The sequence below is a fragment of the Pseudomonas sp. SWRI51 genome (assembly GCF_014268825.1).
GTDB lineage: Bacteria > Pseudomonadota > Gammaproteobacteria > Pseudomonadales > Pseudomonadaceae > Aquipseudomonas > Aquipseudomonas farsensis.
In genome coordinates, this window is the sequence record NZ_JABWRG010000002.1 from 74916 (window position 1) to 99567 (window position 24652).

The window sequence follows — 24652 nt, forward strand, 5'->3', positions numbered from 1 at the left end:
ATGAGTAACCGCCGATTCGCAACGACTGCGCGCTGGCTGGCTGTGCCATGCCTGCTCGCCGCTGGCCTGCTGGCCTGGTACGTCACCCACGAGCCTGCCTCGCCGTTCAGCGCCGACACCACTGTTGACGCAGCACTGGTCAGCCGCGGCGAGTACGTCGCCCGGCTGAGCGATTGCGTGGCCTGTCACAGCCTGCCGGGCAAGGCGCCGTTTGCCGGGGGCCTGGAAATGGCCACCCCGCTGGGGGCAATCCACGCCACCAACATCACCCCTGACCGCGAGCACGGTATCGGCGCCTACAGCCTGGCCGACTTCGACCGTGCGGTGCGCCAAGGCGTGGCGCCGGGCGCTCGCCGGCTGTACCCGGCAATGCCCTACCCGTCCTATGCCAAGCTGAGCGACGATGATGTGCGCGCGCTGTATGCGTTCTTCATGCAGGGGGTGCAGCCTTCGGCCGAGGCCAATATCCCCAGCAGCATCCCCTGGCCGCTGAACATGCGCTGGCCGATCGCGCTGTGGAACGGGCTGTTCGTACCGGCTCACACGTATGCCGCAAAGCCCAGCCAGGATGCGCTGTGGAACCGGGGTGCGTACATCGTCCAGGGCCCCGGCCACTGCGGCAGTTGCCATACCCCGCGCGGCCTTGCGTTCAACGAGAAGGCCTTGGATGAAAGCGGCACGCCGTTCCTCGCCGGCGCCTTGCTTGACGGCTGGTACGCACCGAGCCTGCGTCAGGACCCGAACACCGGCCTTGGCCGTTGGAGCGAGCCTGAAATCGTGCAGTTCCTCAAGACTGGGCGCAACAAACACGCGGTGGTGTATGGCTCGATGACCGAGGCGTTCAACAACTCCACGCAGTTCATGGCTGACGACGACCTCGCCGCCATTGCCCGCTACCTGAAGTCGCTGCCAGGCGACCCGGCCCGGGATGGCACGCCCTGGCAGTACCAGGCGGTTTCGGCCGCCGGACGCCTTGACGCGCCCGGCGCCCATACCTACGTGACCCGTTGCGCCAGTTGCCATGGTTTGGACGGCAAAGGCCAGCCCGAGTGGATGCCGCCGTTGGCCGGGGCCACGTCGATGCTGGCCAAGGAGAACGCCTCGGCGATCAACATCACCCTCAATGGCTCGCAGCGCATCGTCGCCGCCGGGGTGCCGGATGCCTATCGCATGCCGGCGTTCCGTGAGCAGTTGTCGGACCAGCAGATCGCCGAGGTGTTGAGTTTTGCGCGAAGTGCGTGGGGCAATGAAGCCGCAGCGGTGGATGCCAAAGCGGTGGCCAAGCTGCGCGAGCACACCGACCCGGCCAGCAGCAGCCCGATCATCTTGCATATGCGCTGAAGGGGTACGCAGCCTGTCGCCGCACAATGACCGGCGAGGCTGTACGCGGTCTTTGTAGGAGCGGTCTTGTGCCGATCTCGGGGCTGCTGCGCAGCCCTTTCGCGGCACAAGGCCGCTCCTACAGGGATCACAGGATTGAGTGGGAATTGTTACTCAAGCCCCAGCGCCAAGACTCAACGAGAGGTTGCAAACATCATGGAAAGCATCGACCTGTTGGTCTTGCGCACAGCCCATGACTGGCTCGCCAGCGGCCATCGTGTGCTACTGGCCACCGTCGCCCACACCTGGGGTTCGTCGCCGCGCCCGGAGGGCTCGATGATGGCCCTGCGCAGCGATGGCCGCGTGGTGGGTAGCGTGTCGGGCGGCTGCATCGAGGACGACCTGATCCACAGCCATACCAGCGCCTACGGCGGCCAACCCTTCACCGACGGCCCACCCCAGCGGGTGCGCTATGGCGTCAGTGCCGATGAAGCGCACCGCTTCGGCCTGCCCTGCGGCGGCACGCTGGAACTGGTTCTGGAATTCAGCCCGGACCCTGCCGCCCTGCAGCAACTGCTCGGCCTGCTCGACGACGGCCAACTGGTACAACGCACGCTGGCGCTGGCCGATGGCGCCGTCAGCCTGGCCCCCACAGCCAAGCCGTTGCCCTTCAGTTGCAACAGCCAGAGCGTGGCCAACACCCTCGGCCCCGGCTACCGCATGCTGCTGATCGGTGCCGGTGCCCTGGCCGAATACCTGGCCACCATGGCGCTGTTCAACGGCTTCAAGGTGGCAGTGTGCGACCCGCGCCCGGAGCATATGGCCAGTTGGGCCGTGGCCGGGGTGGACGCCGTACCTGGGATGCCGGACGACGTGGTACGGGCCTTCCGGGCCGATGCCCGCACCTGCATCATTGCCGTCAGCCATGACCCCAAGCTCGATGACCTGGCACTGCTCGAAGCCCTGCACGGGCCTGCGTTCTACATTGGCGCTATCGGTTCAAGGCGCAACAGCCAACTGCGCCGCGAGCGGCTGATCGAGCATTTCGGCGAAACCGAACGCTCGCTGGAGCGCCTGCATGGCCCAATCGGTATCTATATCGGTAGCAAGACCCCGGCAGAGATTGCCGTGAGTGTGATGGCCGAGGTGCTGGCGGCGAAGAATGCGGTGAGTTTGCCGGGCGCGCTGAAGGTTTCAGCGGCCAAGGGCGCGCAAGAATCGGCGGTTTGAACTGCGCTGGCGTCACAAACGCCAGGCAGTGGCTATGCTTGTGTTCGCTAAACCCAACCCGGTATCGATCACAAGGAAGACAGGCAATGAACCCCATTACCCGCGCCATCGCTCTCGCCTCGTTAGTGTCTGCCGCAAGCTTCAGCGCCCATGCCGCCCAGTTGCCCATCGCCAGCGAAGCCCTGGAGAGCCACGTCAGCACCGAGGTCACGGCCATTGACCTGGCCAGCCGCCAGGTCACGGTCAAGGGCCCGCGCGACAAGGACGTGACGTTCCAGCTCAGTGAACAGGCCAAGTCGCTGCCCAACCTCAAGGTTGGCGACAAGGTCGATATCTATGTCACCCGTGCGGTCGCCTACGTGCTCAACACCGAGGTCGGCGGTGCCCCGAAGGCCTCGGAAGAAGCGGGCACCCTGCGCGCGACGGCAGCCAACCCCAACCCAGGCGGTGAGGCGTTCCGCCAGGTGAAGGTGACGTCGCAGATCAAGAAGATCGACCTCAAGGCCCACGAGGTCACGTTGCTGCCGCCTGAGGGCAAGTTGCAGGTGGTGAAGGTGGAAGACCCCGAGCTGCAGGGGCGGATGAAAAACCTCAAGGTCGACCAGACCGTTGATGCGATCTACACCGAAGTACTGCGGGTAGAGACTTCGCGCTAGGTTGCTGCTACGCAAGGCCGCTGCTACCCGGGTTCCCCTGGAGGCGCGGCCTTGTGCTGGGATGGGCCGCAACGCGGCCCCTCTCACCGCGGCTCGAACACACTTACCGCCTGCGCATCCACAGCCTTGGGCAGCAACCCTTCGCGGTAGAACGCATCGGCAATGCGTTGCTGCTCCGCCAGGTTATCCACCTGCACAGGCTGCACGTCATAACTGCGCCGAGCATTGGCTTGCTGCACCGTGGCCACGTCCAGGTTGCCCCACAACGGCCCAAGAATCCGCGCCGCCGCCGCCGGGTTGGCCTTGGCCCAGGTGCCCGCCTCGCGCAACGCCTGATACACCTGCTGCAACACCTCAGGGTGCGCCTTTGCATAGTCGCTGCCGGCCAGGTAATAACGCTGATAACTGGCAAGGCCGCTGCCGTCGGCCAGAATGCGCGCGTTCTGCTGGCGCTGGGCGCTGGCCACATATGGGTCCCAGGTTACCCAGGCATCGACCTTGCGGTTCTCGAAGGCTGCGCGCCCGTCCGCCGGGATCAGGTAGGCCGGGGTGATGTCCTTGAAACTCAGCCCCGCCTTGGCCAAGGCCTGAATCAGCAGGTAGTGGCTGCCAGCCGCTTTGGTTACCGCAACGCGCTTGCCCTTTGAGGTCGGCCAAGGTCTTGAGCGGTGAATCTGCCGGCACCAGAATCGCCTGGGCGGTAGGCGATGGCGTCTCGCGGGCAAAATACGTCAGCCTGGCGCCAGCGGCCTGGGTGAATACTGGCACAGTGTCGGCAACATCAGCCGAAACATCGACATTGCCCAGGTTCAGCGCCTCCAGCAACGGCAGGCCGCTTGGAAACTCATGCCAGGAAATACGAATACCTTCAGCTGCCAGCTTCTGTTCGAGGGTGCCTCGGGCTTTGAGTAAAGTCAGCAACGTGGACGATTTCTGGTAGCCGATGCGCAAGGTCTGTTCGGCGTTGGCAAGGCCCGGCAGCAACGCGCCGAACCACAGCGCCAGGGCCATCTGGCGCGCAGGTTTCAACAGCATGGGGCAGTCTCCGGGTCAGGGTTGCGCGGCAAGTTTTGCAGCGCTGGGCAAGGTGAAGCCGGTGGCGAAGGTCGGTGCCACTTCAAGGCGTTCGGCCATCAGGCCGTGGGTGTGATAGAAATCAGCCGTGTCCTGCTGCTGGGCGACGGTCTGCGGGTCGATCACCTGCCAGCGCAACTGGCGCCGCTCGAATTGCAAGCGCGCAGCGTCTTCGGGGAAGCCGATGATCGCCGCCAGGGTTTTCGAGTAGCTGTCCAGGTGCTGGTTGGCCCAGACTTGCGCGCCGGCCAGGCGGTTGAGGTAATCCTGCAGCGCCGCACGCCGGGCGCTGCCATTCAGCGCGCTGTCGGTGGCGGCCAGAAAACTGTTGCCGCTGGACAGCCCTCGCCCATTGACCAGCACCCTGCCCTGCCCGCTCAGCTCGGCCAGCGCGGTGTAGGGTTCCCAGGTGGACCAGGCGTCGACCGAACCGTTGGCCAGAGCAATCTTGGCATCGACCGGGCCGAGAAAACGAAAATCGACGTCCTTTTCGCTCAGGCCCACCTGGTTCAGCGCCTTGAGCGCCAGGTGGTGGCCGATGGAGCCACGGCCAGTGGCAATGCGTTTGCCCTTGAGGTCCGCCGCAGTGCGCAGCGCAGCGTCCGGGCGCACCAGCAACGCGGTGCCGTACGGGTCGGACTTGTCCACGGCAATCGCCTTGACCGGTGCCCCCGACGCCAGCACGAACAACAACGGCGCATCGCCAATGATGCCGGCATCGATGGCCCCGGCGTTCAGCGCTTCGGCCAAGGGCGCGGCAGCCGGGAACTCGGCCCAGCGAATGTCATAGGGAAGATCGCGCAGGGCGTCGGCGGCCTCAAGCTGGGCGCGCATGTTGCCCTTCTGATCGCCGATACGCAGGGTCAGGCGTTCACTGGCGGTGGCCTGGCTGGCCAGTAGCACCGCTGCGGCAAGGGTCAGCAACTTCGAACGAATGGACATGGCACTCCTCAGGGTCAGAGCAGACGGCTCGATGCGGCCTGTGAAGTGACTGTAACGACAAGCGCTGAATAAACTAAATTGATTTTAGGAATAACCTAATATGCATTTTGCAGAACAAACCGCACTTGCTAAGCAACTGCTATGGCATTACCCGCCTACACGATTATGCTAGTGGCTTATTTTTCCCGTTCTATCCTGCGAGCGCCGAATATGAAAATCGATGACATGGACGCCTTCGTGGCGGTCATTCGTTGCCAGTCGACCAACCTGGCTGCCGAGGCCTTGCAACTCACGCAGCCGGCCATTACCCGCCGAGTGCAGAACTTCGAGGAAGACCTCGGCGCTACCCTGCTCGACCGCAACACCAAGCCGCTCAAGCCCACGCCCATGGGCTTGCGGGTGTACGAGCAGTGCAAGGCGATCCTGCGCGAGATCGACTCATTGCGTGAACTGGTAGCCAATGACGGCGCGCCGTCGGGCACCCTGCGCCTGGGCGTGCCGCAGACCTTGGGCGATGTGGTGTTGCTCGATGCACTGGCGAAAATCCGCGAGGCCTACCCGCCCCTGCGCACGCAGGTCACCAGCGGTTGGGGCAGCACCCTGATTGCGCGCATGGAAAACGGCGAGCTGGACGCGGCGGCGGCGTTGTTCCCACCGGGCAAGATCTTCCCCGAAGGCATCGCCAGCCAGTCGATCGCGCGTATGCCGCTGAAGGTAGTGGCAGCCAAGGGCAGTGCCGGCAAACGCAGCTACAAGCTCAGGGACTGTTATACCCGCGGCTGGGTGCTCAACCCCGACGGGTGCGGGTTCCGCGCGGGGCTGCAACGGGCGTTGAGCGAACAGGGGTTGAGTTTGTCGATCAACCTGGAGACGTTCGGGACCGAGTTGCAGCTGGGGTTGGTGGCCAATGGTCAGGGGCTGGGGCTGGTGCCGGAACCGCTGTTGCTCGCCAGCCGGCACCGTGATGAGCTTGAGGTGCTGAATGTTACCGACTTCAAGCCGCTGGTGGATTTGTGGCTGTTTCATCCGCGGTATCTGGGTAATTTGCAAGGGCCGGTGGAGTTGTTTGGTGAGGTGGCCGGGGGGCGGTTGTTGGGGTAAGAGTGAGTTTTGGGGGAGGCTGCCAATGTTCGCCGAGGGACTTCCAGCGCCTGTGAGATCGAGCGCCGCCCGCGCGGCGCATCGCAGGCTGGCGCCAGCTCCCACATCTGTTTCGGGCCAGTTATGCCTGTGAAAGTATCGGCGCCTGCCTTGGCGCATGTCTTGAGTGATATGAAGCTGCCTTGGCGCACACGCTGAAACCGCGCCTTACCAACAAGGCGGGCCAGGTGATGGCACAGGACAGACTGGCCCGAAATAAATGTGGGAGCTGGCGCCAGCCTGCGATGCGCCGCGCGGGCGGCGCTCGATCTCAAAGGCGCCACAACCCTTTCGGCAAACACTTGGCTGCCCCGACGCCCCTTAAATGCATTTTTCGCATAAAAACAAAAACTATAAATTCTTAAAACAAATAATTAGCTTAGAACCAAAAAGACTTTTACAGCGTTCATTCATACGAATACGGTCTTAACAAACCTACCGTCATTCAGGGATGAACCCCTCATGAGTCACCCTTCCGACAGCGCCCTGGCCGAGCTGACCCAGGCCCTGGGGGCCAACGCCGAGCGCTACGACCGCAGCGCGCAGTTCCCCAAAGACAACTTCGACCTGCTGCATCGCCATGGCCTGCTCGCCCTGACCGTACCCCGCACCTTGGGCGGCGGCGGCGCCGACCTGGCTGGCGCACGCCGGGTGATCAGCGCGGTGGCCAAGGGGGACCCCGCCACCGCACTGATTCTGGTGATGCAGTACCTGCAACACTTTCGCCTGCAAGACGAAGCACGCTGGCCCGAACACCTGCGCCAGCGCGTGGCCCGCGATGCGGTGCAGCACGGCGCACTGATCAACGCCCTGCGCGTGGAACCAGCCCTTGGCACGCCAGCCCGTGGCGGCTTGCCGGCCACCGTCGCGCGGCGCACGGCCGAGGGCTGGCGGCTTAGCGGCAGCAAGATCTACTCCACCGGCAGCCACGGCCTGAGCTGGTACCTGGTGTGGGGCCGCAGCGATGACAGCGACCCGCTGGTAGGCGGCTTTCTAGTGCACCGCGATACCCCCGGCATCACCATCGTCGAGGACTGGGACCACCTTGGCATGCGCGCAACATGCAGCCACGAAGTGCGCTTCGATGACGTGTTGATCCCCCTCGACCACGCCGTCAGCGTCAGCCCCGCCAGCGCCCCAAAGGCGGAACTTGACGGTGAAAGCCTGCTGTGGATGGCCGTGCTGCTGCCGGCGGTCTACGACGGCGTGGCCCGCGCCGCACGCGACTGGCTGGCCGGGTTTCTAAACCAGCGCGCGCCGTCCAACCTCGGCGCGCCGTTGGCTACCCTGCCGCGTTTTCAAGAGGTGCTTGGGCGCATCGACACCCTGTTGTTCGCCAACCAAAGCCTGCTGGACTCCGCAGGCTCCGGGCACATCGACCCGCGCCATGCCGGGCAGGTCAAGCACCTGGTCAGCGCCAACGCCATCCAGGCAGTTCAGCTGGCAGTAGAGGCGGCGGGCAACCCCGGCCTGTCACGGCGCAATCCGCTGGAGCGGCATTACCGCGACGTGCTCTGCAGCCGCATTCACACCCCACAGGACGACGTGGTGTTCAGCCAGGTCGGGCGCACCGCTCTTGCCGAGGTAACCCCATGAGCCATGCAATCATCGCCAGCCAGCTTGATGCCCAGGCCAACCAGGTGCTGCGCGAGCAACTGGCCGACCACGAAGTGATCGATATCGCCCCCAGCCAGTTGGCCATCGAGGTGCCCGCCGATGTGCTGCTCCTGCGCCCGGTCAACATTCGCGGCCAGCGCGTCGACAGCCCGCCTGCCGGCTGGCCGTGGAACTTGAAGTGGGTGCAGTTGGTGTCCTCTGGCATCGATTTCTACCCCGACTGGGTATTCAACGGCCCGCAGGTCACCAGCGGCAAAGGCGCCAACGCCGAACAGGTAGCCGAGTTCGCCTTGGCCCTGATGTTCGCGGCAGCCAAGCAATTACCGGGGCTTTGGGTGAAGGATGCAGACTGGCGCCTGACCCCGCTTGCGCAAGTAAGGGGCCGCACCTTAGGGGTTCTGGGCTTTGGCAGCATCGGCCAGAGCCTGGCGCGCAAGGCCGTGGCGCTGGGCATGCACGTGCTGGCGCTGAGCCGCCCAGGCCAGGCCATCGCCGAGGTGCCCGGCGTGCAGCGCGTCGACAGCCTGCAACAACTGTTCGCCGGCAGTGACCACCTGGTGCTCGCCGCCCCGCTCACCGCCGCCACCCGCGGCCTGATCAACCATCAGGTGTTGGCCCACGCCCGCCCGGGGCTGCACCTGATCAACATCGCCCGGGGCGGGTTGCTTGACCAACAAGCCCTGCTCGATGCCCTGGACAGCGGCCTGATCGGCCGCGCCAGCCTGGATGTCACCGAGCCTGAGCCGCTGCCTGCCGGGCACCCGTTGTACCACCACCCGCGGGTGTTCCTGTCGCCGCACACCTCGGCCATTTCCGAAGACGGCTACCCGGCCTTGCTCGACGCCTTCATCGCCAACTTCCACCGCTACCGCGAGCAGGCGCCACTGGCCAACCTGGTCGATACCGCACGCGGCTACTGATTACCGGAGAACACACCATGACCTCATTGTCTGCCGTCACCACCAGCACCCCGAGCGTGCGCCAACGGGTCAGCGCCGAAGAATGGGAGGTGCGGGTCAAGCTCGCCGCGGCCTACCGCCTGGCCGCGCTGTTTCGCTGGACCGACCACATCTACACGCACTTTTCGGCGCGAGTGCCGGGCCCTGATGAGCATTTCCTGATCAACGCCTTCGGCCTGTTGTTCGATGAAATCACCGCCTCCAACCTGGTCAAGGTTGACGTCGACGGCACCCTCATCGACGACCCGCTGGAGCTGGGCATCAACCAGGCCGGCTACGTCATCCACAGCGCCATCCACGCCGCTCGCCCCGACCTCAAGGCCGTGCTGCATACCCACACCCGCGACGGCGCGGCGGTCTCGGCCCAGCGTGATGGGCTGCTGCCGATTTCCCAGCACAGCCTGGCCTACTACAGCCGCGTGGCGTACCACGACTACGAACGCGTGGCGCTGGACCTGGACGAGCAGCAACGGCTGGTGGCCAACCTGGGCCAGAGCAACATCCTGATTCTGCGCAACCATGGCCTGCTGACCGGCGGCATCAGCGTCGAGCATGCGTTCCGCGAGCTGCACGGGCTGGAGCGCGCCTGCAACATCCAGGTGGCGGCGCAGGCGGGCGGCAATGACCAGTTGCTGCACGCATCGCCGGCTGCGATTGCCAAGGTGCATGAGCAGTCCAAGCGGTTTTCCGATGGCAAGGGTGAAGGCATCCAGCGCCACTGGGATGCACTGATTCGCCAGTTGGACCGGGAGGGGCGGGATTACCAAGACTGATTGCAAGGTAGCTGTTGCCAATCGCGGGGCAAGCCCGCTCCTACAGAGTGCATGAATGCTGCCTTTGTGGAAGTGGGCATGCCCCGCGATTGGCCGCAAAGCGGCCCCGAAGGGCTTGATTGACTGCCATTACGGCAAGCCCACCCCCATCGCCTGGTTTTCGAAGGACCCACCCCATGCCCTCACTGCACCGCCTGTTCGCCATCGGCGCCCTCGCCTTGGCGCTCAATGCCTGCTCGCCGGCAGACAACAACGCCGCCAGCAAAACCCTGAATATCGCCTTCTGGGGCGACAACACCACGCTGGTCAGCGTCGACCCGTTCCAGGTCTACTGGCTCGAACACCGCGTCTTGCTGCGCAACGTCGCCGAATCGCTCACCGACCAGGACCCGCAGACCGGCCGCATCATCCCGTGGCTGGCGAAAAGCTGGGAGGTGGGCAGCGATGCGCTGAGCTACACCTTCCACTTGCGCCAGGACGTCACCTTCAGCAACGGCGAACGCTTCGATGCCCACGCCGTCAAGGCCGCCTTCGACAGCAACAAGGCGTTTGCCACGCAGTTGCCGGCAACCTTCGGCGCCACTTACCTGGCCGGCTACGACCACGCCGAGGTGGTCGATGATTTCACCGTGCGCCTGGTGCTGGCGCGGCCTAACGCCGGCTTCCTGCAAGCCACCTCCACCACCAACCTGGCGATCCTCGCGCCAGCCTCCTACAAGCTAAGCGCCCAGGAGCGCTCACAGGGCAAGATCATCGGCACCGGCCCGTTCGTGCTGGAACACTACACCCCCGAAGTCGGCGCACGGCTGGTCAAACGCGCCGACTACGCCTGGGCCTCGGCCAACGTCAGCAACAAGGGCGCGGCGCACCTGGACGCGGTAGAAATCAGCTACATCCCCGAAGAAAGCGTGCGCAATGGCCTGTTTTTGCAAGGTAAGGCCGATATCCTGTGGCCGCGCAACCCGTTCTCCGAGGTTGACCTCAAATTGTTCCAGAGCAAAGGCGCGACCATCCAGAGCCGGTCGCTGCCGGGGCCTGCGCTCAACCTGTACCCCAACACCCGCAACAACCGCCTGCTCGGCGACCGCCAGGTGCGCCTGGCGCTGCAAAAGGCCATCGACCGCACCAGCTACGCGCACACCGTGTACAACGCCGAGTTCCCGGTGGTCAGCGGCGTGTACGACGTGACCACGCCGTATTTCAAGGCGCAGGCCGACAAGCTTGCCTACGACCCCAAAGGCGCCGAACAGCTGCTCGAAGCTGCTGGTTGGCACAAGGGCGCCGACGGCTACCGGCACAAGGACGGCCAGCGCCTGACCTTGCGCTACAACCTCACCCCGGCCGAAAGCGCAGGCGATGTGCTGGTGCAGGACCAACTGCGCAAAGTCGGCATCGACCTGAAGCTGAACGTACTGACCCGCGCCGAATGGGTAGCCGGCAACGCCTCGGGCAACTACGACCTGACCTCCACCTACATGACCCGCGCCGACCCGATCATCCTGCAGACCATCCTCGACCCGCGCGCCGCCAACAGTGCCACCCTGGCCACCAACAGCTACGAGCCGCAGACCTTGCCCAAGGTCCAGGCGCTGTTCGACAGCGGCATCACTGCCACTGCCGACCCGCAGCGCGCTGCCGCCTACGGCCAGTTGCAGGACCTGCTGGTCGATGAAGCAGCGGCATTCCCGCTGTACGAACGGGTGTGGCAGGCGGCGACCGCGCCACGGGTCAAGGACTTCCGCTGGACCGCCGAGGGCTTTGCCTTCCTCAGTGACATTCAGGTCGGGCAGCCATGAAACGCTACCTGATTGGCCGGGTCGGCCAGGCGCTGCTGGTGTTGTGGGGCGCTTATACCATCACCTATTTCATCCTCTACCTGCTGCCCGGCGACACCCTGGCGATCATGCTCAGCGCCTCAGGCATGGAAGCCGACGGCCTGTCGCCTGAAGACCTGGCCAAGGCCCGTGCCTATTACGGCCTGGACCGTGGCCTGTTCGAGCAGTATTTCGACCTGCTGTGGCGCGCCGTGCACGGCGACCTTGGCCAGTCGCTGTCGCTGGGCCGGCCAGTCACCGCGCTGCTGGCCGAGCGCCTGCCGCAAACCCTGGCGCTGGCGGGGCTTGCCATCGTGCTTTCGCTTTTGGGCGGGGTGGGCCTTGCCTACCTCACCGCCTACCTGCAATGGCGTCCGTTGAAAACCGCCCTCACCCGCTTGCCATCACTGGGCTTTTCGGTGCCGGTGTTCTGGATGGGGCTGCTGCTGATTCAGGTGTTCGCGTTTGGCCTTGGCTGGTTTCCGGCCACCGGCAGCCAAGGCTTTGCCAGCCTGGTATTGCCAGCCGTGACCCTGGCGATCCCCAGCGCTGCGGTGTATGCCCAGGTGCTGCAACGCGGTTTCCAGGGCGTGTGGCAGGAGCCTTACATCGCCACCGCCTTCGCCAAGGGGCTTAGCCGCGCACAGGTGCAGGCCCGCCACGGCCTGCGCAACGCTGCGCTGCCGCTGCTGACGCTGATCGGCCTGCAGGTCGGCAATACCGTATCCGGCGCGGTGCTGGTCGAGACCATCTTCTCGCGCAATGGCGTGGGCCGCCTGGCCCAGGAAGCGGTGCTGCGCCAGGACATCCCGGTGGTGCTGGCGGTGGTTGCCGTATCAGCCGCCGCCTTTGTGCTGGTGAACCTGATCGTCGATTTGCTTTACCCGTGGCTTGATCCACGCATCGCCCATACCGCCAAGGTGAGCTGAGATGACCACTGATATCCGCCTATACACAGCCGGCGACGCCGCACCTGTGCCCGCCTGGAAACGCCGCACCCGCTGGCAGCGCCTGCAACAGGCAGTGGCCCCACTACTGCGCCGCCCAGGCTTCAGCCTGGCGCTGCTGGTGGTGCTGTTCGCCCTGCTGGCGGCGCTGGCTCCCCACTGGCTGAGCAGCTTCGACCCCTACGCCACCTCGCCCGCCGACAAGCTCAGCGCCCCAAGCACTGTGCACTGGTTCGGCACCGACGAACTGGGCCGTGACCTGTACACCCGCGTGGTCTACGGCGCACGCCTGTCAGTACAGGCCGCGCTGCTGGCGGTGGCCATCGCCCTGCTGGGCGGTCTTGGCATTGGCGTGCTGGCAGGGTTTGCCGGCGGGCGCCTGGATGCAGCGCTGATGCGCCTGGTCGACGTACTGCTGGCTTTGCCCGGCCTGCTGCTGGCGCTGGCCATCGTTACCGCCATCGGCTTTGGCACGGTGCCGGTGGCGATTGCCGTGGGCGTCGGCATCATCCCAGGCTTCGCCCGCACCACCCGTGCCGAGGTGTTGCGCATCAAGACCCTGCCGTATGTAGAGGCAGCGCGCCTGGGCGGTGCAAGCTGGCTACGCACGCTGCTGCGCCATGTTCTACCTAACGCCTGGGGGCCGGTGGCGGTGCTGGCCACGCTGGACTTCGGGGCGGCCATTCTGGCTACCGCAGGCTTGAGTTTTCTCGGTTTTGGCGCCGCACCACCGGCGGCGGAATGGGGCACGCTGATCGCCAACGGCCGGCACTTTCTGATCACCGCCCCCTGGGTATCGCTGCTGCCGGGCTTGTTCGTGGTCGCAGTGGTGTTCAGCCTCAACCACCTGGCGCGCAGCGCCGAGGAGCATGCCCGATGAGCCAGCCCCCTTTGATCGAGGTCCGCGACCTCAGTGTCAGCTACCGTTTTGCCGGGCAGCAGACCCAGGCCATTCGCGGCCTTTCCTTCAGCCTGCAGCAGGGCGAAACCCTGGCGATTGTCGGCGAGTCCGGTTCGGGCAAATCGACCTTGGCCAATGCCCTGCTTGGGCTGCTGCCGGGCAACGCGCATATCGACCAAGGCGAGCTGCGGGTCGCCGGTGTCGATGTGGCCAAGGCCGGCGAGCGTGCCCGGCGTGCGCTGCGCGGGCGCACCGTGGCGCTGGTGCCGCAGGACCCGATGGTCAGCCTCAACCCGACCTTGCGTGTCGGCCAGCAGATCGCCGAAGCGCTGCAACTCGCCCATGGCCGGCGCTACCCGGCGCTGGACAGCGAGGTGCTGGAGCTGCTCGCCCAGGTGGGCCTGGACGAGCCAGCACTGCGTGCCCGCCAATACCCCCACGAGCTGTCCGGCGGCATGCGCCAGCGGGTGTTGATCGCCATCGCCCTGGCCGGCGACCCGCGCCTGATCATCGCCGACGAGCCCACCAGCGCATTGGATGTGACAGTGCAGCGGCGCATCCTCGACCACTTGCAGCGGCTGGTGGCCGAGCGTGGCATTTCGTTGCTGATCATCACTCACGACCTGGGCATGGCCTGCGACCGCGCCGACCGCCTGCTGGTGATGAAACATGGCGAGTTGGTCGAGCATGCTTCGCCACGCCAGGTGCTGTGGGGCTCACAGCAGCCGTACACGCGTGACCTGCTCAACGCGGCGCCTGCCTTCGTGCCTCGGCGCCGGCCCGGCCCTCCAGCCGGCCAGGCGCCGTTGCTGCGCCTGAGCAACGTCGGCAAGCGCTTTGCGCTGCCTGGCCAGGCAGCGCCGTTTACCGCACTGCACGATTTGAGCCTTGACGTGTACGCCGGGCAAACGCTGGCCATTGTCGGTGAGTCGGGCTCGGGCAAAAGCACGGCGCTGCGCATTGCACTGGGGCTGGAAGCGCCCAGCGAGGGCCGGGTTGAGTTTGCCGGCGAAGATGTTACCGGTTACAGCTGGCGGGCCTTCAGGCCGCTGCGCCGGCGTATCCAGCTGGTGCAGCAGAACCCGTTCGCGGCCCTCGACCCGCGCTTTACCGTGTTTGACAGCATTGTCGAGCCGCTGGTGTCGTTTGGGCTGCTCAAGGGCGAGGCGCTGGAACAGAAGGCCCGCGAGCTGATCAGCCGGGTGCAGTTGCCGGTGCAGTTTCTCGACCGCCTGCCCAAGGAATTATCCGGTGGCCAGCGCCAGCGCGTGGCGATTGCCCGCGCGCTGGCGCTGGAGCCTGAGGTATTGCTGCTCGACGAGCCGGTGAGTGCGCTGGATGTATCGGTGCAGGCGCAGATTCTGGCGCTGCTCGAAGCGCTGCAGCGCAACCTGGGTATTGCCTATGTGCTGGTGTCACATGATTTGGCGGTAGTGGCGAGCATGGCGGACCAGGTGCTGGTGCTGCGGCGCGGCGAAGTGGTGGAGCAAGGGGCGGCGCTGCAGGTGTTTTCGCAGCCGCAGAGTAGCTACACCCGCGAGCTGATTGCGGCGATACCGGGGTATTCGCGCAGTGTGTTGCCGGTGGCGGTTTAGGTCGCCTGGGCTGGCAACCCTCAGACTCAGAGGGCCTCATGCGTGGGAGATTGCGTGGTTTCAGGCAAGCAACTATTTGATGGTGTAGGAGCGGCCTTGTGTCGCGAAAGGGGTGCGAAGCGCCCCCAGCATACGTGCATCAAGCTGAAATCGCCGGGGGCGCGTTTGGGGCCGTTGGCGGCCCAAGGCCGCTCCTACAGAGCGAACGCACACAATTAAACATATTATAAAAATATCTTTATCAGCTATTCGCATAATTAGCTTAGAACCACAAAGCCTTTCACAACCCCCTCCCCTACACGCTAACGTCCCTTCCACCAGTCCGACCCCACGCCCGGCGGAGGCCTTAACTATCCGAATGCAAAGGTACTCCCATGAGCAAACGACAGATCAAACTCGGCGCAATGATTCACGGCGTTGGCCACGGCTGGGGCGAGTGGCGTCACCCTGATGCGCTGGCCGATGCCAGCGTCAATTTCGGCTTCTACAAGCAGCAGGCGCAACTGGCCGAAGCCGGTAAATTCGACTTCGCCTTCATCGCCGACAGCCTGCACATCCACGCCCGCTCAAGCCCCCACTACCTCAACCGCTTTGAACCATTGACCATCCTTTCGGCGCTGGCGGCCGTCACCGAGCACATCGGCCTGGTGGCCACCGTCACCGTCAGCTACACCGAGCCGTTCCAGGTGGCGCGCCAGTTTGCCTCGCTGGACCTGCTCAGCGGCGGGCGCGCTGGCTGGAACGTGGTCACCTCGTGGCTGTCGGGCACTGCCGACAACTTCGGCAAGGCCGAGCACCCGCCGCATGCAGTGCGCTATCGCATTGCCCGCGAACACGTCGAGGTGGTCAAGGGGCTGTGGGACTCGTGGGAAGACGATGCCTTTACCCGCAACAAGCAAACCGGCGAATACTTCGCCCCGGACAAGCTGCATACCCTTGGCCACCAGGGGGAGTTCTTCAAGGTCAAAGGGCCGCTTAACATCCAGCGCTCGCCCCAGGGCCAGCCACTGATCTTTCAGGCCGGGGTGTCCGACGACGGGCGCAATTTTGCCGCGCAAAACGCCGATGCCATTTTTGTCAGCCCCGAGTCGTTCAGTGACGCACGCAGCTACTACCAGGACCTCAAGCAACGCGCCGCCCGCCATGGCCGCGACCCCGAGCAGTTGTTCATCCTGCCAGGCATTCGGCCCATCGTCGGGCGCGATGAAGCAGAGGTTGAGCGCCGCTACCAGCAAGCCGTCGAGCTGGTGAGCATCGAAGACGCCATCGTCGCCCTCGGCCGGCCCTTCAATGACTACGACTTCAGCCAGCACGACCTGGACGCACCCTTCCCCGATCTTGGCAGCCTGGGCGACAACAGCCACAAGGGTACCGCCGACCAGCTCAAGCGGCTGGCCCGCGAGGAACAACTAACCCTGCGCGAGCTGGCGCTGCGTTTCTCGCGGCCACGGCGCGACTTCACCGGCACCCCTGAGCAGGTTGCCAATGCTGTGCAGGACTGGTTCGAAAACGGCGCCGCCGACGGTTTCATCATCAACCAGTTGCTGCCTGACGGCTTGCAGTACTTCACCGAACTGGTGGTGCCGCTGCTGCAGGCGCGGGGGCTGGTGCGCCGCGAATACACAGGCTCGACACTGCGGGACAACTTCGGCCTGGCCGTGCCCACCAACCGCAATGCCCTGCGCCGCAGCCAGGGCGCGGTGGCTTGAGACCACAGGCTTCGCCGCCCACCACAGAAAAGGAGTTTTGTTGCATGCCCCTCGAATTCATCGGCCTTATCGGCCCCCAGGAAGCCAGCGAATCCCAGGCCCCACGCGGCCCGCAGGTAGACCTGCCGTTCATCAAGGCATTCGCCCAGGCGCAAGAGTACGGCGGCTTCGACAAAGCGCTGCTGGCGGTCAACACCAGCGCGCCGGACTCGTTGATCCTGGCCACCTATGTGGCCGCGCTGACCGAGCGCATCGGCCTGTTGGTAGCGCACCGCCCAGGCTTTCAGGCACCGACCTTCGCTGCCCGCCAGTTTGCCACCCTCGACCAGCTCAGTGGCGGCCGTGCTTCGATCAATGTGATCACCGGCGGCGACAGTGGCGACCTGCAACGTGACGGCGACTTCCTGGACAAGGACGCCCGCTATGCGCGCACCGACGAATACCTGCAAGTGCTGCGCAACACCTGGACCCAGACTGAACCCTTCGACCACCATGGCGCGCACTACCAGGTTGAAGACAACCTGACGCTGGTGAAGCCGGTGGGCCATTTGCCGATCTATTTTTCTGGCGCATCGCCGGCGGCGGTGGAAGTCGCGGCCAAGCATGCCGACGTGTACATGATGTGGGGTGAGCCGCTTGAGCAGGTGCGTGAGCGCATTGCCCAGGTACGCAAGGCGGCAGCCCGCTACGGGCGAGAAAAGCACATCCGTTTCAGCCTGTCTCTGCGGCCGATTCTGGGCGCGACCGAGGAGCAGGCCTGGGACCGCGCCGAGCGCATTCTGGAGGATGCCAAGCAGCGCATCGGCATCCGTCAGGGCACCGCCGGGAGAAGAACTTCGGCAAGAGCAACATTGGCTCGCAAAGGCTGGTGGAACTGGCCGGGCAGCGCAAGGTGCATGACACCCGGTTGTGGACCGAAATTGCAGCGCTGGGCGGTGGTGCCGGCAACTCCACCTCGCTGGTGGGGACCGCAGAGCAGGTGGCGCAGGCTGCACTGGCGTATTACGAGCTGGGGGTGAGTACGTTCTTGTTCCGCGGGTTCGATCAGTTGCGCGATGCGGTGGAGTATGGGCAGGAGTTGATACCGCGGATTCGCCAGTTGGTGGCGCAGCGGGACGGAGTTGGGGGGCAGAAAAGGGCCTGAAGCCACAGGTGCCAGCCGCAAGGGCTTGCGCCTGTCAGATCGAGCGCCGCCGCGCGGCGCATCGCAGGCTGTCGCCAGCTCCCACAGTTATCGGGCCAGGCATCAATGTCGCATTTGACGCAGCCCCCTGTGGGAGCTGGCGACAGCCTGCGATGCGCCGCGCAGGCGGCGCTCGATCTGACAGCCGCCGAAATCTCTCGACGGACACCTCTACGCCTCAAAGATCACCCCTCATAAAAATAGATTTAGCGCATCTAAACAAGCAATAAAGATCAGCAAATTACATAATTACCTTAGATCAAAAAATCCTTTCACAACCCTCATAAAGATCATTAAGTTCTGTAAACCGACCCCGACCTGGCGGAGGCAAATGGATGTGCGCCTCCCGCCATCGTTCCCCGCACGGGAACGTCTGCCCTGTGGCGCACCTTCGCTTAAGACACCGAACGGAGAGCGCAACATGGGATTGTCCCGTAGAGACCTGATCGCCCGCATGGCTGCCATCGGCGGCTACTCGGCAGCACTCGGCGCGCTGGGGCAGAACGCCCTGGCGGCCACTTTCGAACCCCTGCAACTGGCCGCCAACGGCGGCAACGGCAAACGCGTAGTGATTGTCGGTGCCGGTATTTCCGGGCTGGTCTCAGCCTACGAACTGCGCAAGGCCGGCTTTTCGGTCACCGTTCTTGAAGCCCGTGACCGCGTCGGTGGACGGGTCTGGACCCTGCGCAAGGGCGACCGTATCGAACTCAACGACGGCACCTCGCAAACCGTAGAGTTTGACCAAGGGCAGTTCTTCAATGCCGGCGCCGCCCGCCTGCCCAGCCACCACCTGACCATCCTCGGCTACTGCCGCGAACTGGGCGTCGAGCTGCAGGTGCTGGTCAACAGCAGCCGCAACGCCCTCGCCCAGCCCGACCTGGCACGCCCGCCACTGCTGCTGCGCCAGGCAGTCAACGACACCCGTGGCCACTTTAGCGAACTGCTGGCACGCAGCGTCAAGCGCAACAGCCTGGATGCCGAACTGGACGGCGGCCAGCGCAAGGCGCTACTGGACTTCCTCAAGGTCTACGGCGACCTCGACACCGAGCAGCAATACCGCGGCTCGGTGCGCGCCGGCTACACCCGTTTCGCCGGCGCCGGCGACCAGACCCCGGTGCAACGCCAGCCGGTGCCGCTTGAGCAATTGCTCGATAGCAACCTGCTGCTGCCGCTGGTGTTCGACGAAATCCCCGAGTTTTCCTCGACCATGTTCCAGCCCGTGGGCGGCATGGACCAGATCCCCAAGGCCTTCTACCGCCACGTCAAGGACAGCGTGCGCCTGGGCGCCGAGGTGCTGGGCATCGAGACCGGCGACAACGCAAGCAAGGTGGTGTGGCGAGATCGCAAGACCGGCCAGCAGCATGTCGAGCATGCCGACTACGCCATCGTCACCCTGCCCTTGCCACTGCTGGCCCGGCTGCCGAACAACTTCAGCGCAGCGTTCAAGCAGGCCATCGGCAGCGCCGAAGGCGACAAGGCCAACAAGGTGGCCTGGCAGTCGCCGCGCTTCTGGGAGACCGACTACCAGATCTACGGCGGCCTCAGCTACATCAACCACGAGGCGCGCACGCTGTGGTACCCCAGCGACCGCCTGAACAGCGCCGAAGGGGTGCTGGTTGCCACCTACAACACCGGCGCCGTGGCCCAGCAGTTCGCCGAAAAGTCACTGCCGGCGCAGATCGCCTCGTCACGCCAGGCGGTGGAATCACTGCACCCAGGCCACAGCCACAAGCTGGGCCGGCCACTGGTGGTGAACTGGTCGAAAGTGCCCTTCAGCGAAGCGCCGTGGATCGTCCACGACGAGGTCGCCCAACCCGGTTACGACCTGCTCAACCAGCCCCAGGGCCGGACCTGGCTGGCCAGTGATGCACTCGCCCATGGCGGGGTCGGCATCTGGCAGAACAGCGCCGCTGAATCCGCGCGCCGGGTTGTCGGCCTGATCGCCCAACACGCTACCCAGGCCATCCGCGCCGCCTGACCCTCAAGGAAACCACCCCATGCCTCGTCTTCTTCTGCTCGCCGGAGTTCTCATGTCGCTGACCCTCAATGCCCAGGCCGACAGCATCAAACGTGTTGCCCCTCCTGGCTCGAACTTCCCGATTTCGCAACTGGTGACAGTGCCGGCCGGTGCGCAACTGACGTTTGTCAGCGGCACCCTGCCCGATGTCGCGGACAGCACCGCCCCTAAGGGCAGCATCGCCGCCTTGGGCAATACCGAAACCCAGACCCGTTCGGTGCTGAAAAAGCTGCGCACAGCCCTGCAAAGCCAAGGCCTGGACCTGGGCGACATTGTGCAACTGCGGGTGTTTCTGGTCGGCGACCCAGCCAACGGCGGCGCCCTGGATTTTGCCGGGCTGCAAACGGCCTACACCGAGTTTTTCGCCACCGCCGAACAGCCGCGCACGCCGACCCGCACCGCCCTTCAGGTGGTCGCGCTGCCGCTGCCGGGGGCACTTGTGGAAATCGACGCTATCGCGGCCAAGGCGCCCTGAGCGCGCCAACCCGCCAGACAAGGAACTGCGTGCATGAAGTCAGCTTTTACCACTGCCTCGTTACTCCCCGTAGCCTTCGCTGCCGGGCTGCATACCACCCCGGCCAGCGCCGACGAACCTGCCGCCCAGGCCTTGGGCACGGTCATCGTCACCGGCAACCGCGGTAGCGAAAAACGGACCGTGACCTCAAGCCCGGTGCCGATCGATGTGATCAGCGCCAGGCAGTTGCAGGAAACCGGCAAGCCCGGCCTGATGGAAGCCCTGAGCGCCACCGTACCCTCGCTGACCCTGCCGGAGAAAACCGGCTGGGACGCCAGCGGCATGGCCCGCGCACCTAACCTGCGTGGGCTCAACGCAGCCCAGGTGCTGGTACTGGTGAACGGCAAACGCCGCCACACCAGCGCCACCCTGAACATCAGCGGCATCAATGCCGGCGCTGCGCCCAGTGACTTGGACCTGATCCCGATCAGCGCCATCGACCACGTCGAGGTGCTGCGCGACGGCGCGGCCGCGCAATATGGCTCGGACGCCATTGCCGGGGTGATCAACGTAATCCTCAAGGCCGACACCAGCGGCACCGCCGTATCCACGGTCGGCCAAGGCTACGACGGCAAGAAACAGACCGTGCAGCAAAGCCTGAACAAAGGCTTCGAGATTGGCCACGACGGCATTGTGCAACTGGCACTCGATGCCCGCAGCCAGAACGACGATAACAAGGCCAGCGCCAACGGCTACAGCCAGGCCGAAGCGCTGGACCACGCCGGCAAGGTCACCTACGGCGGCTACGGCACGCCGAAGATCAACCTGCTGACCTTGGGTTACAACGCCGAGCTGCCGCTTGAAAATGACCTGACGCTGTACTCGTTCAGCACCTGGTCATACCGCAAGGCCGAACAGGGCCAGAACTACCGCCTGCCGACCATCGTCAACACCATCCCCACCGGCCCTAACGGCCGCCCGGCTGGCTACACGCCGACCTGGTACATCGAGGAGTACGACTACCAGGCCGCTTTCGGCGCCAAGGGCCTGGTGGGCGAATGGGACTGGGACCTGTCCAGTACCTACGGGCGCAACCAGGCCGAACAAGGCACCTGGAACAACCAGAACCCATCGTTGGGCGAAGCCACGCCCAACCACTTCGAGTCTGGCACCTGGGTCAGCTCGCAGTTGACCAGTAACCTCGATCTGCGGCGCAGCTTCGAGGTGGGACTGGCCAAGCCACTGGACTTTTCCTGGGGCCTGGAGCAGCGCCGCGATACCTATCAGGTGCAAGCCGGCGACTGGGCCAGTTGGGCCGATGGTGGCTACTGCGCCGGGCCAGGCAACTGCGCATCGTCCGGCGCGCAGGTGACCAACGGCATCTCCCCGGCCGAGGCCACCAGCGCCAGCCGCAACAGCTACGCAGGCTACGTCGACGTCGGCTTCAACCCGCTGCCGCAGTGGTATTGGGGCGCGGCGCTGCGCTACGAGCACTACGACCGAGGCATTGGCGCCACCCGCAGTGGCAAGCTGACCACGCGCTATGAATTCACCCCGCAACTGGCGGTGCGCGCCACGGTAAGCAACGGGTTCCGTGCGCCTTCGCTGGCCAACAGCCTGTTCAGCGCGCGCTCGACCACTTATGGGGTGGTCAATGGCGTGTATCAGTCGATCAACTACGGCGTGCTGCCGGTGGACTCGGCGGCTGCCCAAGCGCTGGGCGCCGAGTCGCTCAAGCCTGAGAAGTCGACCAATTACAGCCTGGGGCTGACCTGGCAGGCCTCGGAGCGCCTGGCGTTTACCGCCGATGCGTACCTGATCAATGTGCGCGACCGCATTACCCTAACCGGCACACTGCTGGGGCCGGAGGTCACCGCAGCGTTGCTGGCCAACGGCATCGACTCGACGTCGGGCGGGCAGTACTTCACCAATGGCGCCGACACGCGGACCAAGGGCCTGGACCTGGTGAGCAGTTACGACCAAGACCTGGGCGGCGCCGGCTCCGTGAAATGGACGGCGGCCTTCAACTGGAACAAGACCGAGATCCTCGACTACAAGGAGAGCGTGAACATTCTGGGCACGCCGTATCAGTTGATGGACCGCCAGGCGCGTAACCTGCTGACCGAAGTGCAGCCGCACACCAAGCTGATACTGGGTGGCAACTGGCGGCTGGACCGTTACCGGGTCAACCTGGGCTTGACCCGCTATGGGTCATGGCGCGAGGTCAACGCGGCCAATGACCGGAGCCTGGACCGGGAGTACAAGGCGCGCTGGATCACCGACCTGGATGTGGGCTACCAGTTGACCAAGGACCTGGAGTTGGCGGTCGGGGCGCGCAATCTGTTCGATGTCTACCCCGAGCGGCAGGCACCCACCAGCAAGACCATGGTCAAGGGGTACGGGGTGTATTCACCGTATGGCTTTACCGGTGGGTATTACTTCGGGCGGCTGACCTACAACTTCTGAGGCTGGGTGCATCAGCGCTTCATGCAGCGCTGATAGCGCTCGTCGACCCGCCCGGCAAACCAGGCCGTGGTCAGCTTACGGGTAATCTTCGGGCTTTTAAGTTCGATGCCCGGCAGCACCGCCCGGGGCAGGGCCTTGCCGGCCTTGGCCTCGGCCAGGCGGAACACGCCCTGGTAAAGGTCGGTTTGCTCAAGGTCGAGGCTGCTCTCCTGCTCCAGTTGCGCGCGAATCTGCGGGTTGCGCAGGCCCAGTTTCGGCCCCAGCATGCGCGCGGCCGTTTCGGTCTTGCCGGGCATTACCGCGCCTGGCGCGATCAGGTCGCCATCCAGCGCCAACGACGCTCCCGTGGCACGGCTCAGGGCAGCCTGAAACGCGGCGTTGCGGCTGGCGTACCAGCCAGCATTGAAGTCGGCGAAGCGGTACAGCGGGCGCTCATAGTGCGTGGGGTAGCCGAGCAGGTGATAGATGCCGTAGTACATGCCGCCACGGCGGCTGAACACTTCGTCGCGCACCGTGCCCTGATGGTCATAGGGGTAGCCCCTGGCGTGCTGCTCGGAAAACTCGATGCTGACCTGCATCGGCCCGCCAGTGTGGACCGGGTTGAGCCCGCCCAGCAGGGAGCGGCCCAGCGGTACCCGGCCAATCACTTCGTCATAAAGCTCGCTGAGCTGCTTTTCGCTGCGCACTGCCTGCAAGCGCTGCTGGTAGGTCTTGCCATTGCTCGACGGCGTTTGCAGGGCACCGTCGACCAGCAGCTTGGGGATGTGCACGCGTGCGGCACGGCGGTCGATTTCTTCGCGGGCGATACGGCCCAGGTTGGGCACTTGCGGGTCGGCGTTGAACGTCGACTCCTGCTCGGTCACCGCAAGCACCGCGCACAGGTTGCTTTTGTTCGGCGCAATATCCTGGGCCTGGAACGCCACCTGGATATCTTCAGCCCAACCCTCACGGTCCTTGACCTGTGCCGGCAACAGGCGCAGCAACTGCGCGCGGACCTTGGCGGGGTCAGTATCGGCTGCTTGCTCGCCCTGCCCCGCACAGCCCTGCAGCAACCCAAGGATCGCCGCCGCCATTGCCGCATACCGCACCTTCATCATGCTCATCCTCTGCCTTGATCAGACAGAGCCTAGCGGCAGTGGGCGCAGGCTTCAATCAGTTGCAGGTCGGCTTGGTCAACCCCGTGCCAATGGTCACGGCGCTGGCCTTCACTTTGGCGAACGCCTGCAATGCTTGGGCATCGAAGCTGCGTTCGCAGTTGAACTTGGTCTCAGACACGAAGTCTTCGCCCTTCGCTTGGGTCATCGCCTGTGCCCAGCGATCAGAGGCCTGGATAGCGGCGTCATCGACTAGCACAACCTCCAGCAGTACCTCCTGGAAACCCACTGCCCGCGGGCCTTCCCAATGCGCGTAAACGGATGGGTCGGCGGCATTGCCGCACATTTGCAGGCAGTAGGCAGAGAATTCAAGCCCGCCACCGGTGGACTCGTCGAGTGCACCAAAAGTCAGGGGCTGGCCGGCCTTCGGCCCGAAATCCCCGACAAAGCTTTGCAGGTCGGCCTTGCAGGTGGGCGACAGCTCCAGGCGCAATGCCGTGACTGTGCCGCCCGCTGCGGTAGCGGTGATAGTGCAGCCTTGGACCTTGTAGGAGTGGTCATCGCCGAGGCTGGTACGCGCAATACCGGCTACCGACTCGAAGTAACGCAGGTTGGCGCCGAGCATTTCACCGTTGAACACATCGGCAAGCTTTGCAGGTGCGGCAAAGGCCTGTGGAACAGCGGCGCAGAAGGACATGGCGGCGATCAGCATGAGACAGGTTTTCATTGCAACTTCCTGTAGGCAGTAAGAAATCCGCCTG

Annotated in this window: 18 protein-coding genes and 2 pseudogenes; 16 read left to right on the top strand and 4 right to left on the bottom strand. The window is 64.8% G+C overall.

The features are described 5' to 3' along the window. The 3 genes from HU720_RS01135 (at position 1) to HU720_RS01145 (ending at position 3206) form a co-directional block, all read left to right on the top strand. Complete coding sequence (locus HU720_RS01135) at positions 1–1341, top strand: cytochrome c (protein ID WP_186516609.1); 1341 nt, start codon at positions 1–3, stop codon at positions 1339–1341. Positions 1342–1536: 195 nt separating this feature from the next. Further along, a complete protein-coding gene (locus tag HU720_RS01140; protein WP_186516610.1) occupies positions 1537–2550 on the top strand; it encodes an XdhC family protein in 1014 nt (337 codons plus the stop codon). Positions 2551–2636: 86 nt separating this feature from the next. Further along, the gene (locus HU720_RS01145; protein WP_186516611.1) at positions 2637–3206 is read left to right on the top strand and encodes a hypothetical protein; all 570 of its coding nucleotides are present in this window, start codon (positions 2637–2639) and stop codon (positions 3204–3206) included. An 83-nt stretch (positions 3207–3289) separates the two neighbouring features. On the opposite strand, the pseudogene HU720_RS01150 reads toward HU720_RS01145, so the two are convergent. Both HU720_RS01150 and HU720_RS01155 read right to left on the bottom strand, forming a co-directional pair. After that, positions 3290–4241, bottom strand: a pseudogene (locus HU720_RS01150) (aliphatic sulfonate ABC transporter substrate-binding protein). Between the two features lie 15 nt (positions 4242–4256). After that, positions 4257–5222, bottom strand: coding sequence for an ABC transporter substrate-binding protein (locus tag HU720_RS01155; RefSeq protein ID WP_186516612.1), 966 nt, complete (start codon positions 5220–5222; stop codon positions 4257–4259). A gap of 210 nt (positions 5223–5432) precedes the next feature. Between HU720_RS01155 and HU720_RS01160 the strand changes: the two genes are divergently transcribed. The 13 genes and pseudogenes from HU720_RS01160 (at position 5433) to HU720_RS01220 (ending at position 22797) form a co-directional block, all read left to right on the top strand. Further along, positions 5433–6323 carry a LysR family transcriptional regulator gene (locus HU720_RS01160; RefSeq protein WP_186516613.1) on the top strand — a complete coding sequence of 297 codons (891 nt, stop codon included), beginning with the start codon at positions 5433–5435 and terminating at the stop codon, positions 6321–6323. A 501-nt stretch (positions 6324–6824) separates the two neighbouring features. Beyond that, positions 6825–7958, top strand: a complete 1134-nt coding sequence (locus tag HU720_RS01165) for an acyl-CoA dehydrogenase family protein (RefSeq protein ID WP_186516614.1) — start codon at positions 6825–6827, stop codon at positions 7956–7958. Beyond that, entirely contained in the window at positions 7955–8899 is a 945-nt protein-coding gene (locus HU720_RS01170) for a D-isomer specific 2-hydroxyacid dehydrogenase family protein (protein ID WP_186516616.1), read from the top strand. The genes HU720_RS01165 and HU720_RS01170 overlap by 4 nt, the downstream gene beginning before the upstream one ends. Before the next feature lie 17 nt (positions 8900–8916). After that, positions 8917–9711: a class II aldolase/adducin family protein gene (locus HU720_RS01175; protein WP_186516618.1), complete on the top strand. Its 795-nt coding sequence runs from the start codon at positions 8917–8919 to the stop codon at positions 9709–9711. 176 nt (positions 9712–9887) lie between these two features. Next, positions 9888–11507: an ABC transporter substrate-binding protein gene (locus HU720_RS01180; protein WP_186516620.1), complete on the top strand. Its 1620-nt coding sequence runs from the start codon at positions 9888–9890 to the stop codon at positions 11505–11507. Continuing rightward, positions 11504–12454: an ABC transporter permease gene (locus HU720_RS01185; RefSeq protein ID WP_186516622.1), complete on the top strand. Its 951-nt coding sequence runs from the start codon at positions 11504–11506 to the stop codon at positions 12452–12454. Before HU720_RS01180 ends, HU720_RS01185 begins: the two co-directional genes overlap by 4 nt. Position 12455: 1 nt before the next feature. Next, positions 12456–13352: an ABC transporter permease gene (locus tag HU720_RS01190; RefSeq protein ID WP_186516624.1), complete on the top strand. Its 897-nt coding sequence runs from the start codon at positions 12456–12458 to the stop codon at positions 13350–13352. Continuing rightward, positions 13349–14968, top strand: coding sequence for an ABC transporter ATP-binding protein (locus HU720_RS01195; RefSeq protein ID WP_186516625.1), 1620 nt, complete (start codon positions 13349–13351; stop codon positions 14966–14968). The genes HU720_RS01190 and HU720_RS01195 overlap by 4 nt, the downstream gene beginning before the upstream one ends. A 374-nt stretch (positions 14969–15342) precedes the next feature. Beyond that, positions 15343–16677, top strand: coding sequence for an LLM class flavin-dependent oxidoreductase (locus tag HU720_RS01200; RefSeq protein WP_186516626.1), 1335 nt, complete (start codon positions 15343–15345; stop codon positions 16675–16677). Between the two features lie 44 nt (positions 16678–16721). Next, positions 16722–17821: pseudogene (locus HU720_RS01205) on the top strand (LLM class flavin-dependent oxidoreductase). Positions 17822–18281: 460 nt separating this feature from the next. Then, positions 18282–19838 (top strand): FAD-dependent oxidoreductase, encoded by a 1557-nt coding sequence (locus HU720_RS01210; protein ID WP_186516627.1) that lies wholly within the window; start codon positions 18282–18284, stop codon positions 19836–19838. Between the two features lie 19 nt (positions 19839–19857). Continuing rightward, positions 19858–20352, top strand: coding sequence for a RidA family protein (locus HU720_RS01215; protein ID WP_186516628.1), 495 nt, complete (start codon positions 19858–19860; stop codon positions 20350–20352). A gap of 33 nt (positions 20353–20385) precedes the next feature. Next, complete coding sequence (locus tag HU720_RS01220) at positions 20386–22797, top strand: TonB-dependent receptor (protein WP_186516629.1); 2412 nt, start codon at positions 20386–20388, stop codon at positions 22795–22797. A gap of 11 nt (positions 22798–22808) precedes the next feature. Here HU720_RS01220 and HU720_RS01225 read toward each other — a convergent pair whose 3' ends face one another. Next, positions 22809–23900, bottom strand: coding sequence for a DUF1615 domain-containing protein (locus tag HU720_RS01225; protein ID WP_186516630.1), 1092 nt, complete (start codon positions 23898–23900; stop codon positions 22809–22811). A gap of 49 nt (positions 23901–23949) precedes the next feature. Then, positions 23950–24618, bottom strand: a complete 669-nt coding sequence (locus HU720_RS01230; RefSeq protein ID WP_202883569.1) for a hypothetical protein — start codon at positions 24616–24618, stop codon at positions 23950–23952. Between the last annotated feature and the right edge of the window lie 34 nt (positions 24619–24652).

Excerpts from the sequence above, each read along its gene's own strand:
- HU720_RS01135 (WP_186516609.1), top strand. The coding sequence starts at position 1 with ATGAGTAACCGCCGATTCGCAACGACTGCGCGCTGGCTGGCTGTGCCA.
- HU720_RS01140 (WP_186516610.1), top strand. The coding sequence starts at position 1,537 with ATGGAAAGCATCGACCTGTTGGTCTTGCGCACAGCCCATGACTGGCTC.
- HU720_RS01145 (WP_186516611.1), top strand. The coding sequence starts at position 2,637 with ATGAACCCCATTACCCGCGCCATCGCTCTCGCCTCGTTAGTGTCTGCC.
- HU720_RS01155 (WP_186516612.1), bottom strand. The coding sequence starts at position 5,222 with ATGTCCATTCGTTCGAAGTTGCTGACCCTTGCCGCAGCGGTGCTACTG.
- HU720_RS01160 (WP_186516613.1), top strand. The coding sequence starts at position 5,433 with ATGAAAATCGATGACATGGACGCCTTCGTGGCGGTCATTCGTTGCCAG.
- HU720_RS01165 (WP_186516614.1), top strand. The coding sequence starts at position 6,825 with ATGAGTCACCCTTCCGACAGCGCCCTGGCCGAGCTGACCCAGGCCCTG.
- HU720_RS01170 (WP_186516616.1), top strand. The coding sequence starts at position 7,955 with ATGAGCCATGCAATCATCGCCAGCCAGCTTGATGCCCAGGCCAACCAG.
- HU720_RS01175 (WP_186516618.1), top strand. The coding sequence starts at position 8,917 with ATGACCTCATTGTCTGCCGTCACCACCAGCACCCCGAGCGTGCGCCAA.
- HU720_RS01180 (WP_186516620.1), top strand. The coding sequence starts at position 9,888 with ATGCCCTCACTGCACCGCCTGTTCGCCATCGGCGCCCTCGCCTTGGCG.
- HU720_RS01185 (WP_186516622.1), top strand. The coding sequence starts at position 11,504 with ATGAAACGCTACCTGATTGGCCGGGTCGGCCAGGCGCTGCTGGTGTTG.
- HU720_RS01190 (WP_186516624.1), top strand. The coding sequence starts at position 12,456 with ATGACCACTGATATCCGCCTATACACAGCCGGCGACGCCGCACCTGTG.
- HU720_RS01195 (WP_186516625.1), top strand. The coding sequence starts at position 13,349 with ATGAGCCAGCCCCCTTTGATCGAGGTCCGCGACCTCAGTGTCAGCTAC.
- HU720_RS01200 (WP_186516626.1), top strand. The coding sequence starts at position 15,343 with ATGAGCAAACGACAGATCAAACTCGGCGCAATGATTCACGGCGTTGGC.
- HU720_RS01210 (WP_186516627.1), top strand. The coding sequence starts at position 18,282 with ATGGGATTGTCCCGTAGAGACCTGATCGCCCGCATGGCTGCCATCGGC.
- HU720_RS01215 (WP_186516628.1), top strand. The coding sequence starts at position 19,858 with ATGCCTCGTCTTCTTCTGCTCGCCGGAGTTCTCATGTCGCTGACCCTC.
- HU720_RS01220 (WP_186516629.1), top strand. The coding sequence starts at position 20,386 with ATGAAGTCAGCTTTTACCACTGCCTCGTTACTCCCCGTAGCCTTCGCT.
- HU720_RS01225 (WP_186516630.1), bottom strand. The coding sequence starts at position 23,900 with ATGAGCATGATGAAGGTGCGGTATGCGGCAATGGCGGCGGCGATCCTT.
- HU720_RS01230 (WP_202883569.1), bottom strand. The coding sequence starts at position 24,618 with ATGAAAACCTGTCTCATGCTGATCGCCGCCATGTCCTTCTGCGCCGCT.